The organism is Kitasatospora sp. NPDC091257 (genome assembly GCF_044757675.1).
Classification (GTDB): domain Bacteria; phylum Actinomycetota; class Actinomycetes; order Streptomycetales; family Streptomycetaceae; genus Kitasatospora; species Kitasatospora lactacystinica.
Genome location: NZ_JBIVVI010001463.1, coordinates 1 through 1,962, shown reverse-complemented (window position 1 = coordinate 1,962; position 1,962 = coordinate 1). Strand labels below are relative to the sequence as shown.

Here is a 1,962-nt window from a genome sequence, read left to right as displayed (position 1 = left end):
GGGTGCGCAGGGTGAGCCGCTCGGGCCGGCCGAGGGCGGCGGCGGCCTCGGGGAGGGTGAAGAGCAGGGCGAGCGGCAGGGCGGCGAGCCGGGCCAGGGCGAGCCGTCCCCGGTCGGTGAGGTCGCGCCAGCCGGAGTCCAGCCGGGCGCGGACGGTGACGTCCCCGGCGACCAGTTCGTCCAGGGCGCCCGCCGGGTCCTCCAGCCGGGCCGCGTACTCGGCGAGCGGGAGATGGCGCAGCACGGCCAGCCGGGTGCCCGCGACCCGGACGGCGAGCGGCAGCAGCCCGCAGGCGGCCACGATCCGGGCGGCGGCGGCGCGGTCGGCGCCGGTCCGGCCGGTGCCGACGATCCGGCCGAGCAGGTCCAGGGCCTCGGTGGGGGCGAGCGGCGGGACGGCGACGCGGCGCACCGAGGCGAGGCCGGCCAGCTGGCTGCGGGAGGTGACCAGCACGGCGCTCGGGCCGAAGCCCGGCAGCAGCTCGCGGACCACGGCCTCGCCCGGGGCGTCGTCCAGGATCAGCAGCAGCCGGCGCCCGGCGAGCGAGGCGCGCCAGAGGGCGGCGGCCCGGGCCGTGTCGCCGGGGCCGGGTTCGGGGGCGTGGTCGGGGTCTTGGGCGGGGGCGAGCCGAACGGTCCCGACGGGTGCGACGGGTGCGGCGCCCGGGCGGCCGGTGAGGACGGCGAGTTCGGCGAGCACCTCGGGCAGCGGGCGGGCGGTGCCGTCCTCGGCGCGCAGCCGGACCAGCACCCGGCCGTCCGGGAAGCGGTCGGCGAGCAGATGGCCGGCGTGTACGGCGAGCGCGGTCTTGCCGCAGCCGGCCGGGCCGGAGAGCACCGCGACGCGCCCGCCGCCCTCACCCAACTCGTCGACGAGACAGCGCAGTTCGTCGGTTCTTCCGGTGAAGTCGGCGGTGTCGGCGGGCAGCAGCGCGGCGCCGTTCGGCCCGGCGCCGCGCTCCGGGCGGGCGGCGGTGGGCAGGGAGCGGCCGCGGGCGAGCAGCTCCCGGTAGCGGGCGGTCAGCGCGGGGCTCGGCTCCAGCCCCAACTCCCGGGCGAGCAGCTGGCGGTGGGTGTCGTAGACGGCGAGCGCCTCGGCCTGGCGGCCGGACAGGTGCAGGGCGTTCATCCGGGCGGCCTGGAGGCGCTCGCGCAGCGGGTGGCGCTCGGCGAGCTCGGCGAGGTCCTCGGCGACGGCCCCGGGGTTGCCGAGCTCCAACTCGGTCTCCGCCCAGTCCTCGTGGACGCCCAGGCAGCGGGCCTCCAGCCGGTCCGCCTCCGCCTCGACGGCCGGCGAGCGGCGCAGGTCGGCGAGCGGCGGGCCCTGCCAGAGGTCGAGGGCCTGGCGCAGCAGCCGGGCGGCGGGGGCGAGCGCTCCGCCGTCGGCGGCGGCCCGGCCGGCCCGGGCCAGGGCGCGGAACCGCAGCAGGTCCAACTCGGGCTCGGCGACCCGCAGCAGGTAGCCGGCGGCCGAGTGCACCAGCCGGTCGGGCCCGTCCCCGCGGCCGAGCAGGGTGCGCAGGGTGCAGATGTAGACCTGGAGGTTCTTCCGGGCGGTGCGCGGCGGCTCCTCGGGCCACACCGCGTCGGTGAGCAGGTCGACCGGGACGGCGGTGTTGGCGCGGCTCAGCAGGACGGCCAGCACCAGCCGCTGCTTCAGCGGCCCGAGGGCCAGCGGGCGGCCGTCGGCCTCCCCGGTGAGCGGGCCGAGGACGGCGAAGCGCAGCCGGGCGGGGGTGGCGGGCTGGGCCAGGGGCATCGGCGTACCTCCGGGGCTTGGGCGTTCGCGTGGGCTTGGGCGTTCGCGGCAACGGTGTGGCAGGTGGCGGGGCGGCCGCGGTGCGGGTGCGGGTGCGGCGGTGCGGTGTGGGCGCAGGCTACTTGACGGCCGATCGGCGCTGAAGGCCGCGGATTCGGCCGGGTCCGCTCCCCCCGGGCTCATGGCCGGGGCCCCGCGGCGGG

1 protein-coding gene is annotated in these 1,962 nt (G+C 79.7%); it reads right to left on the bottom strand.

Annotated features, from left to right (window positions below; translation table 11 throughout):
• The coding region (locus tag ACIQOV_RS39375; protein WP_401055697.1) for a BTAD domain-containing putative transcriptional regulator at window positions 1-1,759 on the bottom strand (1,759 nt) is incomplete at its 3' end.
• Between the last annotated feature and the right edge of the window lie 203 nt (window positions 1,760-1,962).